General features: G+C 71.9%; 12 protein-coding genes. 4 read left to right on the top strand and 8 right to left on the bottom strand.

From position 1 onward, the window contains the following. Complete coding sequence (gene rimP, locus ACGFR9_RS25085) at positions 1-501, bottom strand: ribosome maturation factor RimP (RefSeq protein ID WP_393212352.1); 501 nt, start codon at positions 499-501, stop codon at positions 1-3. Between the two features lie 204 nt (positions 502-705). Here rimP and ACGFR9_RS25090 point away from each other — a divergent pair, with 204 nt between their 5' ends. The 3 genes from ACGFR9_RS25090 to ACGFR9_RS25100 are packed head-to-tail and all read left to right on the top strand — an operon-like array spanning position 706 to position 2,657. Continuing rightward, complete coding sequence (locus tag ACGFR9_RS25090; protein WP_393212354.1) at positions 706-1,233, top strand: hypothetical protein; 528 nt, start codon at positions 706-708, stop codon at positions 1,231-1,233. Beyond that, positions 1,230-1,709: a ferritin-like domain-containing protein gene (locus tag ACGFR9_RS25095; RefSeq protein ID WP_393212356.1), complete on the top strand. Its 480-nt coding sequence runs from the start codon at positions 1,230-1,232 to the stop codon at positions 1,707-1,709. Before ACGFR9_RS25090 ends, ACGFR9_RS25095 begins: the two co-directional genes overlap by 4 nt. A gap of 45 nt (positions 1,710-1,754) precedes the next feature. After that, positions 1,755-2,657, top strand: a complete 903-nt coding sequence (locus ACGFR9_RS25100; protein WP_393212358.1) for an aminoglycoside phosphotransferase family protein — start codon at positions 1,755-1,757, stop codon at positions 2,655-2,657. Positions 2,658-2,965: 308 nt separating this feature from the next. On the opposite strand, the gene ACGFR9_RS25105 is transcribed toward ACGFR9_RS25100, so the two are convergent. From ACGFR9_RS25105 to ACGFR9_RS25135, 7 genes are all read right to left on the bottom strand, one after another. After that, positions 2,966-4,666, bottom strand: coding sequence for a proline--tRNA ligase (locus ACGFR9_RS25105; protein ID WP_393212360.1), 1,701 nt, complete (start codon positions 4,664-4,666; stop codon positions 2,966-2,968). A gap of 73 nt (positions 4,667-4,739) precedes the next feature. Further along, the gene (locus ACGFR9_RS25110) at positions 4,740-5,327 is read right to left on the bottom strand and encodes a GNAT family N-acetyltransferase (RefSeq protein ID WP_393212362.1); all 588 of its coding nucleotides are present in this window, start codon (positions 5,325-5,327) and stop codon (positions 4,740-4,742) included. 27 nt (positions 5,328-5,354) lie between these two features. Then, positions 5,355-6,203 carry a GNAT family N-acetyltransferase gene (locus ACGFR9_RS25115; RefSeq protein WP_030216777.1) on the bottom strand — a complete coding sequence of 283 codons (849 nt, stop codon included), beginning with the start codon at positions 6,201-6,203 and terminating at the stop codon, positions 5,355-5,357. A gap of 105 nt (positions 6,204-6,308) precedes the next feature. After that, positions 6,309-7,466 (bottom strand): flavodoxin-dependent (E)-4-hydroxy-3-methylbut-2-enyl-diphosphate synthase, encoded by a 1,158-nt coding sequence (gene ispG, locus ACGFR9_RS25120; protein ID WP_311644281.1) that lies wholly within the window; start codon positions 7,464-7,466, stop codon positions 6,309-6,311. Between the two features lie 186 nt (positions 7,467-7,652). Next, positions 7,653-8,945 (bottom strand): M50 family metallopeptidase, encoded by a 1,293-nt coding sequence (locus ACGFR9_RS25125; RefSeq protein WP_393212671.1) that lies wholly within the window; start codon positions 8,943-8,945, stop codon positions 7,653-7,655. 8 nt (positions 8,946-8,953) lie between these two features. After that, complete coding sequence (gene dxr, locus ACGFR9_RS25130; protein WP_311644282.1) at positions 8,954-10,216, bottom strand: 1-deoxy-D-xylulose-5-phosphate reductoisomerase; 1,263 nt, start codon at positions 10,214-10,216, stop codon at positions 8,954-8,956. Between the two features lie 235 nt (positions 10,217-10,451). Continuing rightward, positions 10,452-12,401: an acyl-CoA dehydrogenase family protein gene (locus ACGFR9_RS25135; RefSeq protein WP_393212365.1), complete on the bottom strand. Its 1,950-nt coding sequence runs from the start codon at positions 12,399-12,401 to the stop codon at positions 10,452-10,454. Positions 12,402-12,730: 329 nt separating this feature from the next. On the opposite strand from ACGFR9_RS25135, the gene ACGFR9_RS25140 reads away from it, so the two are divergent. Next, positions 12,731-13,741, top strand: coding sequence for a LacI family DNA-binding transcriptional regulator (locus tag ACGFR9_RS25140; protein WP_393212367.1), 1,011 nt, complete (start codon positions 12,731-12,733; stop codon positions 13,739-13,741). The last annotated feature ends 43 nt before the right edge of the window (positions 13,742-13,784 follow it).

Genomic DNA, 13,784 nt, shown 5'->3' on the forward strand with positions numbered 1-13,784 from the left:
TTATGCCTCCTCTTCCTTCTCGTTGTCCTTGCGGTTGAACTCGACCTGTACACGCGCGCGGGTGATGTCGGCGAAGGCGAGTCTGCGGGCGGTGGGCTTGCGGCCCTTCACCCCGGGCACCTCGAGGTCGAGGCCCTCGTCGTCGGTCGTGAGGATCCTGGCGGTCAGTTCGCCGCCCTCGGCGAGCTGGAACCGGACCAGGCGGCCGGTGGCGCGCGTGTAGTGCCGGTGCTCGGTGAGCAGGCGTTCCGCGCCGGGGGTTCCGACCTCGAGGGTGTACTCCCCGCTGCCCATGGCGTCCGTCTCGTCGAGCTTCGCCGAGAGCGCGCGGCTCACATCGGCGATCCGGTCGAGGTCCGCTCCGGCGTCGGAGTCGACGACGACACGCAGCACACGCTTGCGGCCGACCGCGTCCACGGCGATCTCTTCGAGATCCAGGCCCTGGGAGCTGACGAGCGGTTCCAGAAGTTCTCGAAGCCTCTCGCTCTGGGTGGTGCTCATCCGGGTGACTCCTCGGCCGCGTGTGCTGTTGTGGGACGGTGCGCGTGTCTGGTCAAAGGGTATCCGGTCGCGGAGGGTGTTGCCGTCCACCGGTCACGGAGGGTGCCGCTGGGGGCCTGCGCGCGGGCGCACGGGTACGGTGATCACGGGCCCCGGCCTCCTTTTCGTCGCTGTGTTCGTACGAGCCCCCCGAGGACGTCTGCCGTGTCGTTCCCCTTGTCTCCGCGCGCCCGTTCGGGGCCGCGCAGAAGGAGTCTGCTCGCCGCCGCCCCGGCGGCCCTGCTGGCGGCGGGCTGTTCCGCCGGGTCCGGGGATTCCGGCGCCTCCGCCGACAGCGGTCCCTCGCCCGCCGACCGGGCACGCGCGCGTGCGGCCCGGGACAGCAGGGAACTGGCCGCGCGGTACGGCGCGGTGGTGGCCGCGCATCCGAAGCTGGCGGGGCGGCTCGATCCGCTGCGCGCGGAGGTCGTACGGCACGCGGAGGCGTTCGGGGACACGGCGCGGCCGTCGCCGTCCGCGTCCGCGTCCGCGTCCGCTTCGGCCTCCCCTTCTCCCGCCCCGACCGTGCCGGCGAAGGAGAAGGACGCCCTCGCCGGACTCGCCGCCGCCGAGCGCGAGATCGCGGGCCGGCGCGAGAAGGAGCTGCTCGACGCGCCGGGCGAACTGGCCCGGCTGCTGGCCTCGGTCGCGGCGGCCGGCGCCGCGCACGTGTATCTGCTGACGGAGGTATGACGGTGGGCGGGACACGCGAGGCGAAGGACGGGGAACTGCGGGCACTCCAGGCGGCCCTGGCGGCGGAGCACGCGGCGGTGTACGGCTACGGCGTCGTCGGCGGCCGGATCGGCGAGGGGCGGCGCACGGAGGCGCGGACGGCGTACGACGCGCACCGGGCGCGCAGGGACGCACTGGTCCGCGCCGTCGCGGACACGGGCGCCGAGCCCGTCGCCGCCGCCGCGGGCTACGCGCTGCCGTTCCAGGTGTCGGACGCGGCGTCGGCGGTCCGGCTGGCGGCGCGGCTGGAGGACCGCGTGGCGGGGGTCTACGGCGATCTGGTGCGGGCGAGCGAGGGTGAGCGGCGCCGGGGGGCCGCCGAGGCGATGCGCGAGGCGGCGGTGCGGTCCGTGCGCTGGAGCGGCGGGAGCGTACCCTTCCCTGGGCTCGCCGAGCGGAGCGGTACGGCTTCGGGGACCCCGGCGCCGTCGGCCTGACGGGGCGGCGGGCCCCGCGTACAGCAGGAAGGGAACGACTCGCGCATGGTTTTCGAACCGCCGAAGCGTCTGGTGAGGGCGCTCGGTGAGACGGCGCCGGAGGGCGACGACTGGCTGGAGAGGCTGCCGGAGACGGCGCGCGAGGCCGTGGCACAGCGCGAGTTGACCGTGGAGCGGGTGCAGGTGCCGGGCGGCCGCAGCAGCCTGGTGGTGCTGGTGCGTACGGCCGACGGCACGCCCGCCGTGCTGAAGCTGGCCCCGCGCCGGGCACGCCCGGAGGCCGAGCGGGCGGCGCTGGCCCACTGGGCGGGCCGGGGAGCGGTGCAGTTGCTGGAGCCGTCCTCGGCCGCGGAGGGTGTTCTGCTGCTCGAGCGGCTGCATCCGGATGTGTCGGTGCGCTCGTTGCCGGAGGCGAAGGCGCTGCTGGAGGCGGCCGGGACGCTGCGCCGGCTCTGGGTGGACCCGCCGAAGGAGCACGGCTTCGAGACGGTGGCCGAGCGCACGGAGCGGCAGGCACGGGCGATGCGGGCGAGCGCGGCGGCCGATCCGGAGGTGGCACCGCTGGTGGAGGCCGCGCTGGCGGCCCGGGAGGAGTTGGTGGCGGCGCCGCCCGAGCACCGGCTGCTGCACGGGACGTTCCGGCAGAGCAAGGTGCTGGGCGGGGAGCGCACACCGTGGCTGGCGGTGGGGCCGGATCCGGTGGTCGGTGAGCACGCGTTCGACCTGGCGCGGCTGGTCCGTGACCGGGTGGAGGACCTCATCGCGCAGACGTCGGGTGCGTCGACGACTCGACGCCGGGTGAAGCGCCTGGCGGAGTCCCTGGAGGTCGACCGCGAACGCCTGCGCGGCTGGACCCTGTTCCGCGCGGTGGAATCGGGCGTACGGGCCCGCCGCGTGGGCCGTGAGCAGGACGCGGAACTGTTGTTGGAGTTCGCGGCCTGGCTGTGAGCCGGACACCCGTGCCGCAATCACCGCCCGGCCGTGACGCGCGCGGACACCTCCGCGACTGCGAGCACCCGTGCCGCAGTCACCGCCCGGCCATGAGCCGCACGGACACCGCCGCAGCCCGCCAACTGCGGGCAGTCGTGCCGCTGGGGCGGCACGGGTGGGCGCAGCGGCACCCGGCAGGCGCCGGGTCGCGCGACCTGCCCCGGCCCGCACCGACACGCTGCCGTCGGACCTACCCTCGGCAGCGCGCCCCGGCGTCGACGGAGCCCGCCGGTGCGGGCCCCGTCGACGCCGGTCGGCAGGTTGCGTCAGGCCGTCAGGCGGGTGATCGCCTCGTCGACCGTGAGCTCCTCGCGCTCGCCGGTGCGGCGGTCCTTGAGCTCGACGACGCCCTCGGCTGCGCGGCGGCCCGCGACCAGGATCCGCGGGACGCCGATCAGCTCCGAGTCGGTGAACTTCACGCCCGGGGAGACGCCCGCGCGGTCGTCGACCAGGACGCGGAGACCGGCGGCGGACAGCTTCTCGGAGACGTCCAGGGCCAGTTCGGTCTGCAGGGCCTTGCCGGCGGCGACCACGTGGACATCGGCCGGGGCGACCTCGGCGGGCCAGCACAGCCCCTTGTCGTCGGCGGTCTGCTCGGCGAGGGCCGCCACCGCGCGGGAGACGCCGATGCCGTAGGAGCCCATGGTGACGCGGACCGGCTTTCCGTTCTGGCCCAGGACGTCGAGCTTGAGGGCGTCGGCGTACTTGCGGCCCAGCTGGAAGATGTGGCCGATCTCGATGGCGCGGTCCAGCCGCAGTCCCGTGCCGCACCGGGGGCAGGGGTCGCCCTCCCGCACCACGACCACGTCGACGTACTCGTCGGCCTCGAAGTCGCGGCCCGCGACCACGTTCTTCGCGTGGGTGTCGGCCCTGTTGGCGCCCGTGATCCAGGCGGTGCCCGGGGCCACGCGCGGGTCGGCGATGTACTTCACCTTGTCCAGGCCCTGCGGGCCGACGTAGCCGCGCACCAGGTCGGGGCGGGCGATGAAGTCCGCCTCGGTCACCATCTCCACGACGGCCGGGGCGAAGTGCGCCTCGACCTTGTCCATGTCGACCTCGCGGTCACCGGGCACGCCCACGGCGACGATCTCGCCGTCGACCTTGACCAGCAGGTTCTTCAGCGTGGCCGAGGCCTCGACGCCGAGGGACGCGGCGAGGCTCTCGATGGTGGGGGTGTCGGGCGTGGGGATGTCCTCCGCGGCCGGGACCCCGGCGGCGTCGACGGGCTTCAGCTCGTGGGCGACCGCCTCGGTGTTGGCGGCGAAGTCGCAGTTCGGGCAGTCGGCGAAGGTGTCCTCGCCGGCCTCGGCGGGCGCGAGGAACTCCTCGGACTTGGAGCCGCCCATGGCACCGGCGGTGGCCGCGCAGATGCGGTAGTCGAGGCCCAGGCGCTCGAAGACCCGCTGGTACGCCTGGCGGTGCAGGGCGTACGACTTCGCCAGGCCCTCGTCCTCGATGTCGAAGGAGTAGGAGTCCTTCATCAGGAACTCGCGGCCGCGCAGGATGCCGGCGCGGGGCCGGGCCTCGTCGCGGAACTTGGACTGGATCTGGTAGAGGATGACCGGCAGGTCCTTGTAGGAGGACGCCTGGTCCTTCACCATCAGGGTGAAGATCTCCTCGTGGGTGGGGCCGAGGAGGTAGTCGCCGCCCTTGCGGTCCTGGAGGCGGAACAGCTCGGGGCCGTACTCGTCCCAGCGGCCGGTGGCGTCGTAGGGCTCACGCGGCAGCAGGGCGGGGAGCAGCACCTCCTGGGCGCCGATGGCGTCCATCTCCTCGCGCACGACGCGCTCGACGTTGGCGAGGACCTTCTTGCCGAGGGGCAGCCAGCTCCACAGGCCGGCGGCGGTGCGGCGCACATAGCCGGCGCGGACCAGCAGCTTGTGGCTGAGGACCTCGGCGTCCGCCGGGTCGTCGCGCAGCGTCTTCGCCATCAACTGGGACATGCGCTGGACCGGTGCTTTCGCCATGGCTCTCGTACTCCTGCTGCGTCTAGGTGATGGCAAGGAGGTTAGCCGGGCGGGACGGGACGGCGGAAATCGGTTATCGGCTGTCCGCCGCCGGCCGGCCGCGCAGCAGGGGCAGCGGGGCGCCCATGACGGCGTAGGGCCGGGGGGCGCTGGGGAAGTGCACCTGGCGGGCGAGGTCCCGGTAGCCGAGTGAGCGGTACAGATGCCGGGCGGGGCTTTCGATGTCGATGGCGGAGAGGATCGAGCGGGGCTCGGCGGCGCCGTCGGTGATGGTGGTGATCAGGGCGCGGCCGATGCCGCGCTTCTGGTGCCGGGGGTGGACGTGCAGCTCGGTGATGACGAAGGAGTCGTCGAGCCAGTCGTCGTGGCCCTGGGCCCGCAGATACGGCTCGACGACGGTGGACCACCAGTGGGCGCGGTCGTTGGGCATTCCGTAGACGAAGCCGGCCAGCCGGCCCCGGACGGTGGCGCCGTAGGCGCGGGCGCCCGGGAGGGTCATGTGGCGCAGCACGATCTGGCGGCGTACGGCGACCTCGTCGGGGCCGAGTCCGAACGCCAGCGCCTGCACCGCCAGCGCCTCGTCGACATGGCCGGGGAGGTCGAGGGGGCCGATCACGATGTCGTCGGGCCCTGGGCGTCCGTGACCGGGAAAGCGCAGCATGCCGGGGAGACTACAGGCCGGGCCCGCTCAGAACAGCACGCTCATGAAGGCGCCCGACTCCTGGAAGCCCACCCTGCGGTAGGTCCGGCGGGCGGGGGTGTTGAAGTCGTTGACGTAGAGGCTCGCCACGGGGGCGACGTCGGTGAGGGCGTAGCGCAGGACGGCGGCCATGCCGGGGGCGGCGACGCCCCTGCCGCGGTGTTCGGGGGCGACCCAGACGCCCTGGATCTGGCAGGCGCGGTCGGTGGCGGCACCGATCTCGGCCTTGAAGACGACCCGGCCGTCGGCGTCGAAGCGGGCGAAGGAGCGGCCGGCGCCGACGAGTTCGGCGACCCGGGCCTGGTAGAGGAGGCCGCCGTCGCCGGCCAGCGGGGAGATGCCGACCTCCTCGGTGAACATGGCCACGCACGCCGGCATGATCGCCTCCAGCTCGTCCTTGCGGACGCGGCGGACGTACGGGTCCGGGGCTATGTGCTCGGACAGGCGGTCGGTGACCATGAGGGGCTGGTGGGTGCGGACCTCGCGGGCCGGGCCCCACTGGGGTTCGAGCAGCCGCCAGAGGGCGGCGGTGGCCTCGGCGGGGCCGACGATGGAGGAGCAGCGGCGGCCGGCCCGGCGGGCGCGGTCGGCGAAGGCGCGGACGGCCCGGGGGGTGGCGCAGATGGGCACCAGGTTGGCGCCCGCGTAGCACAGCGACGTCAGTACGCCGCCTTCGTACCAGCCCCACATCTCGCCGCCGAGCCGCCAGGGATCGAGGCCCGCGATCCGGACGCGGGCCGTGACGAAGGCGTTCACGACCGGCTCACGGTCGAGGACGGCGAGGGCGGCGTCCAGGTCGCTCGGTTCGAGGACCCGGGATGTGGTCTGCGTCAACAAGTGCGGGGCCTCATACACGGGAGTGTCTGCTGATTTCTCCGCACTGTACCCGTGGAGTCCGGGGGCCGCCGCCCCCGGACGACCGGCCGATTCCGGCGTACGGGGTCAGCCGGCCACCGAGATCTGGGGCTCGCCGGACATCACGCCGTCCTTCTCCATCTGCTCGGCGATCTTCATCGCCTCCTCGATGAGCGTCTCGACGATCTTCGACTCGGGAACGGTCTTGATGACCTCGCCCTTGACGAAGATCTGGCCCTTGCCGTTGCCGGAGGCGACGCCGAGGTCGGCCTCGCGGGCCTCGCCCGGGCCGTTGACGACGCAGCCCATGACGGCGACGCGCAGCGGGACCTCCATGCCGGTGAGGCCGGCGGTGACCTCTTCGGCGAGCTTGTACACATCGACCTGGGCGCGGCCGCAGGACGGGCAGGAGACGATCTCGAGGCCGCGCTGGCGCAGGTTGAGCGACTCCAGGATCTGGTTGCCGACCTTGATCTCCTCCACCGGCGGGGCGCTCAGCGACACCCGGATCGTGTCGCCGATGCCCTGGGAGAGCAGCGCGCCGAAGGCGACGGCCGACTTGATGGTGCCCTGGAAGGCGGGGCCGGCCTCGGTGACGCCGAGGTGGAGGGGGTAGTCGCACTGGGCGGCGAGCTGGCGGTAGGCCTCGACCATGATGACCGGGTCGTTGTGCTTGACGGAGATCTTGATGTCGCGGAAGTCGTGCTCCTCGAAGAGGGACGCCTCCCACAGGGCGGACTCGGCCAGCGCCTCGGGGGTCGCCTTGCCGTACTTCTGGAGCAGGCGCCGGTCCAGCGAGCCGGCGTTCACGCCGATGCGGATCGGGGTGCCATGGTCCTTGGCCGCCTTGGCGATCTCCTTGACCTTGTCGTCGAACTGCTTGATGTTGCCCGGGTTCACCCGGACCGCGGCGCAGCCGGCCTCGATCGCGGCGAAGACGTACTTGGGCTGGAAGTGGATGTCGGCGATCACCGGGATCTGCGACTTGCGGGCGATGACCGCCAGCGCGTCCGCGTCGTCCTGGGTCGGACAGGCCACTCGCACGATCTGGCACCCGGACGCGGTGAGCTCGGCGATCTGCTGGAGGGTGGCGCCGATGTCGGACGTACGCGTCGTCGTCATCGACTGCACGGACACCGGGGCGTCCCCGCCCACCGCCACGGAGCCGACCTGGATCTGCCGGCTCTTCCGGCGCTCGGCGAGCTTGGTCGGAACGGACGGCATGCCGAGAGAAATCGCAGTCATCTGCTGTGCAACCCCAAGTCGTGGATCAAGGTCCGGCTCCCCGTGAGCAGCGGGCTCCGGGCTCCGAGATTACGGCACTGGCCAACGCTCCAGCACATCGCGCCCGTAAACCCACCCAAAGGGCGACGGCCCGCAACCCCAAGGGTTCCGGGCCGTCGTGAACGGCTGGTGTCGCTGCGCGGGCGTCTAGGAGATCCGCACCGGGTTCACCACGTCCGCGATCAGGACGAGGATCGTGAAGCAGACGAAGATCCCGGCCACCACGTAGGCCACCGGCATCAGTTTCGCCACGTCGAAGGGGCCAGGGTCGGGGCGGCGCAGCACCCTGGCGAGGTTGCGGCGCAGCGACTCCCAGAGCGCGCCCGCGATGTGTCCGCCGTCGAGCGGCAGCAGCGGGAGCATGTTGAACAGGAACAGGGAGAGGTTGAAGCCGGCGAGCAGCATCACGAACATGGCGAGCTGCTGCGTGGCGGGGATGTCGAGGGTGGCGATCTCGCCGCCGACCCGGGCCGCGCCGACGACGCCCATCGGGGAGTCGGGTTCGCGGGGGCCGTCGCCGAAGGCCGCGTCCCACAGGGCGGGGATCTTCGACGGCAGGGCGGCGAGGGAGTCGATGGCGTCGCCGACCCGGTCGGTCATCCAGGTCACCGAGTCGCCGAAGTCCTGTCGTACGACTCCGGTGGCCGCGCTGAAGCCGAGGAAGCCGGCCTTGACGTACTCGCCCTCGACATAGGTGCCGTTGCCGTCCTTCTTGGCGACCATGTTGGTGGCGATCTTCGCCTGGAGGGTCAGCTCCCGCCCGTCGCGTTCGACGACGATGGGCACGGACTTGCCGGCGCTGTCGCGGATGAGGTCGGAGAGGGTGGCCCAGTCGTCGGTGCGGACGCCGGCGAAGGCGACGATCCGGTCGTCGGCCTTCATCCCGGCGGCGGCGGCCGGGGACTGGGGGTCGGACTTCTTGCAGTCGTCGCGGGTCTCGGTCTGCGAGATGACGCACTGCGAGACGGAGCTGACGGTGGTGGTCTGCTGCTGGATGCCGAAGCCCATCAGCACGGTCAGGAACAGGACGGCCGCGAGGATCAGGTTCATGAACGGGCCGGCGAACATCACGACGACCCGTTTCCACGGCTTGCGCGTGTAGAACAGGCGTTTCTCGTCGCCGGGCCTCAGTTCCTCGAAGGCGGCGGAGCGGGCGTCCTCGATCATGCCGCGCCACGGTGAGGTGGAGCGGGCCTCGAGACGGCCGTCGGGGCCGGGCGGGAACATGCCGATCATGCGGATGTAGCCGCCGAACGGGATCGCCTTGACGCCGTACTCGGTCTCGCCCTTGTTCCGCGACCAGATGGTGGGGCCGAAGCCGACCATGTACTGGGGTACGCGGATGCCGAACATCTTGGCCGTGGAGAGGTGGCCCAGTTCGTGCCAGGCGATCGAGAACAGCAGGCCGGCCGCGAAGACGACTATGCCGAGGATGAACATCAGGGTCGTCATGCACGCGCCTCCGCGCTAGCCGTCCGGTGGGTCAGTTCCCGGGCCCTCGTCCGGGCCCAGGTCTCCGCTTCGAGGACGTCCGACACGGTCAGTGGGGTTCCCGTCGCCGGGGTGCCGTGTTCCTCGACCACCCGGGTGACGGTCTCCATGATCCCGTTGAAGGGCAGCGTGCCGGCGCGGAACGCCTCCACGCACTCCTCGTTCGCGGCATTGAACACCGCCGGGGCGGTTCCCGCGAGCTCGCCGACGTGCCGGGCGAGGTTCACCGAGGGGAAGGCCTCGTTGTCGAGGGGGAAGAACTCCCAGGTGGACGCCTTGCTCCAGTCGAAGACCGGGGCGGCGTCCGGCACCCGTTCGGGCCAGCCGAGACCGATGGCGATGGGCCCCCGCATGTCGGGGGGCGTCGCCTGGGCCAGTGTCGATCCGTCCGTGAACTCAACCATCGAGTGGACATACGACTGCGGGTGCACGACGACCTCAATGCGATCGAAGGGAATGTCGTACAGCAGGTGTGCCTCGATGACCTCCAGGCCCTTGTTGACGAGGGTCGCGGAGTTGATCGTGATGACCGGGCCCATGGCCCAGGTGGGGTGGGCGAGGGCGTCCTCGACGGTGACGTCCGCCAGTTGCTCCCTGGTGCGGCCGCGGAAGGGGCCGCCGGAGGCGGTGACGACCAGCTTGCGCACGTCGGCGCGGGTGCCGGCGGCGAGCGCCTGGAAGAGCGCGGCGTGCTCGGAGTCGACCGGGATGATCTGACCGGGTTCGGCGAGCGCCTTGACCAGCGGGCCGCCGACGATGAGCGACTCCTTGTTGGCGAGCGCGAGGGTGCGGCCCGCCTCCAGGGCGGCGAGGGTCGGGGCGAGTCCGATGGAGCCGGTGATGCCGTTGAGGACGGTGTGGCAGTCGGCGGCGGCGAGCTGTGCGGCCGCGTCCGGTCCGGCGAGGATCTCGGGCTGCGGCTCCCCCGTCCCGTACTGTGCGGCGAGCGCCTCGCGCAGCGCCGGTACGACGTCCTCGCGCGCGACGGCCACCGTACGCACCCGCAGCCGGCGGGCCTGCTCGGCGAGGAGCGCGACCCGGCCGCCGTTGGCGGACAGGGCGGTGACCCGGAAGCGGCCGGGATGGCGCAGTACGAGATCGATGGCCTGGGTGCCGATCGACCCGGTGGACCCGAGAATCACCACGTCCTTCGGCCCGTCTCCCACCACGGGGTCGTAGACGAGGTGGGGGTCGGCGAGGGGGGCTGGAGCGTCGGTCATGGGCCCCATTGTGTCGCCTCGCGCGCACGGCCGGGGCCCCGCCCCGGCGGGCGGGCCGGCGCCGTGCGCACAGCCGGATCCACGGGTGACGTGTCGAGGGCGTGTGCGATCGGCGGCTCCGGCACCTCGCGCAGACGGTGGGCGGCCCGGCCGGGCAGGGGAGCGGATCGTGCGACCGCCCTCCTGCCCGGTGAACACCCCTGGGGTGGTGTGCGGACCGTGGGTCGCTCCCGGGTCAGCGGATCGGGCGGTGGGCGTTCTGGTGTTCGGAGGGGCCCGGGGTGGCGTCCGCGATCCAGGGGCCGTCGTCCGAGGGGTCGATGATGCCCTGTTCCAGCCATGCGTAGGTGCCGGAGAGCACGTTCTTGACGACCTTGCGGTCCTGGTCGTCCGTGTTGCTCCACAGACGGGTGAAGAGTTCTTCGACGCGGATGCGGGCCTGGCGGCAGAAGGCGTCGGCGAGCTGGTACGCCTCGCGGCCGTTCTCGCCCCGGCCGCGCAGGAGTTCCGCGCGGACGCACGCGGCGCTCATCGCGAACAGTTCGGCCCCGATGTCGACGATCCGGCCCAGGAAGCCCTGCTTGGTCTCCATCCTCCCCTGCCAGCGGGACATGGCGTAGAAGGTGGAGCGGGCGAGCTTGCGTGAGGTGCGTTCGACGTAGCGCAGGTGCGGGGAGAGGTCGATTCCGTGCCTGAACTCGCCGTACGTGCCGGGGAGCTGACCTCGTCCGGCGACGAGTCTCGGCAGCCACTTGGCGTAGAAGACACCGGCGCCGGCGCCCGCCTTCGCCTTGTCGCCGAGGGACTTCTCGGGGTCGATGAGGTCGCCGGCGACCGAGAGGTGGGCGTCGACGGCCTCGCGGGCGATCAGCAGGTGCATGATCTCCGTGGAGCCCTCGAAGATGCGGTTGATGCGCAGGTCGCGCAGCATCTGCTCGGCCGGTACCGCCCGTTCGCCGCGTGCCCGCAGGGAGTCGGCGGTCTCGAAGCCGCGTCCGCCGCGGATCTGGACCAGTTCGTCGGCCATCAGCCAGGCCATCTCGGAGCCGTAGAGCTTGGCGAGGGCGGCCTCGATGCGGATGTCGTTGCGGTCCTCGTCGGCCATCTGCGAGGAGAGGTCGACCACGGCCTCCAGGGCGAAGGTGGTGGCCGCGATGAACGCGATCTTCGAGCCGACGGCCTCGTGCAGCGCCACCGGCCTGCCCCACTGCTCCCGGGCCCCCGACCACTCGCGGGCGATCTTCAGACACCATTTGCCGGAGCCGACGCACATCGCGGGCAGGGACAGCCGGCCGGTGTTGAGCGTGGTCAGGGCGATCTTCAGACCCTGGCCCTCCTCACCGATGCGGTGCGCGGCGGGGACCCGGACGCGGTGGAAGCGGGTGACGCCGTTCTCCAGTCCGCGCAGCCCCATGAAGGCGTTGCGGTTCTCCACGGTGACGCCCTCGGAGGCCGCCTCGACCACGAACGCGGTGATGCCGCCCCGGTGTCCCTCGGACTTCGGTACGCGCGCCATGACCACGAGGAGGTCGGCGACCACCCCGTTGGTGGTCCACAGCTTCACCCCGTCGAGGACGTACCCGTCGCCCTCCGGTACGGCGGTGGTGGCCAGCCGTGCCGGGTCCGAGCCGACGTCCGGTTCGGTGAGCAGGAACGCCGAGATGTCGGTACGGGCGCAGCGCGGCAGGAACGTCTCCTTCTGCTCGCGCGTGCCGAAGATCTTCAGCGGCTGCGGTACGCCGATCGACTGGTGCGCGGAGAGCAGCGCGCCGATCGCCGGGCTGGCGGAGCCGACCAGGGCGAGGGCCTTGTTGTAGTAGACCTGGGTGAGGCCGAGGCCGCCGTACTTGGTGTCGATCTTCATACCGAGGGCGCCGAGCTCCTTGAGCCCGGTGATCACCTCGTCGGGGATGAGCGCGTCGCGCTCGATCCGGGCGGCGTCGATCTTCGTCTCGCAGAAGTCGCGGAGTTTGGCGAGGAACTCCTCACCGCGCTGGACGTGCTCGTCGGCGGGCAGGGGGTGGGGGTGGATCAGGTCGAGCCGGAAGCGGCCGAGGAACAGTTCCTTGGCGAAGCTGGGCTTGCGCCAGCCCTGTTCCCGGGCGGCTTCCGCCACTTGGCGGGCCTCACGTTCGGTGACGGTGGGTCGGGACGGAGACCGGGATGTCTCGGGTGCTGCGGACATGAGGCTCACCTCGCCGCGAAGGGGATGGTGTCATGGCATTACCGACTGGTGCTACCCGTTCGTATGTACCCGATCCGTAGCCGCCCCGCCACCCTTCGTGCGGCCGTTCGGCCGAGCCTCCCGCCCGCGGCGGCCACTCGACGGTGAGGGACAATTCCTCCGGTGTCCCCCGGCCTCTCCCGAACCGGATCCGGCCCTGAAGGAGGCTGTCGAAGCGCTTCGACAGCCCTCTGGACACGCGCATCCTGTGAGACTACTGTCGGGACACCCTCACCCACCTCTGTTCATCGCATGCGCTGTCGAAGCGCTTCACACGTCATGGAGACTGGATGGTCACCCTCGCCGAGGTCGCCCAGCACGCCGGAGTCTCCGCGAGCACGGTGAGCTATGTCCTCAGCGGCAAGCGCTCCATCTCCGTGAACACCCGGCAGCGGGTGGAGCGGAGCATCCGCGAGCTCGGGTACCACCCGAACGCCGGGGCGCGCGCCCTGGCCAGCAGCAGGTCGAACATCATCGCGCTGATGGTCCCGCTGCGTACGGACATGTATGTGCCGGTGATGATGGAGATCGCCATCGCGGTCGCCACCACGGCCCGCACCCACGGGTACGACGTCCTGCTGCTCACCGGTGAGGAGGGCCCGGACGCGGTGCGCCGGGTCGCGGGCAGCGGACTCGCCGACGGCATGATCCTCATGGACGTCGAACTCGACGACGAGCGGCTGCCGCTGCTGCGGGAGACCGACCGGCCGGCCGTGCTGATCGGACTGCCCGCCGACACCGCTGGGCTGACCTGCGTCGACCTCGACTTCAAGGCCACCGGCGCATTGTGCGTGGAACATCTGGCGCAGCGCGGGCACCGGGACCTCGCCGTCATCGGCGAGGCCCCCGCGGTCTACGAACGGCACACCGGATTCGCCGAGCGCACCCTCGACGGACTGCGCGGCCGTGCCCGGGAGCTGGGTCTCGGTCTGCTGCACCGGCCGTGCGAGGGCGGCTACGACGCGATGGCCGTGACCCTGGCCCGCGTCCTCGACGAGCGCCCCGGCACCACGGGCTTCGTGGTGCAGAACGAGTCGGCGGTGGAGCCGCTGCTCGCCCTGCTGCGACAGCAGGGGCGGGCCGTCCCGGAGGACATGTCGGTGGTCGCGATCTGTCCGGAGCAGGTCGCCGTGCAGGCGTCGGTGCGGCTGACGTCGGTCGCCATCCCGGCGCAGGAGATGGGCCGGCTCGCCGTGGAGCAGCTGGTCGCCAAGCTCCACGGCCGGGGCGGCGACGAGGTCGTGCTGATCGCGCCCGAGCTGACGCTCCGGGCCAGTTCGGGCCCGGCGCCCGCCCGATAGGCACCCGTGAAGGGGCCGGTGCGGGACCGGCCCCTCCCCGTAC

The sequence above is a fragment of the Streptomyces sp. NPDC048584 genome (assembly GCF_043199595.1).
Classification (GTDB): domain Bacteria; phylum Actinomycetota; class Actinomycetes; order Streptomycetales; family Streptomycetaceae; genus Streptomyces; species Streptomyces edwardsiae.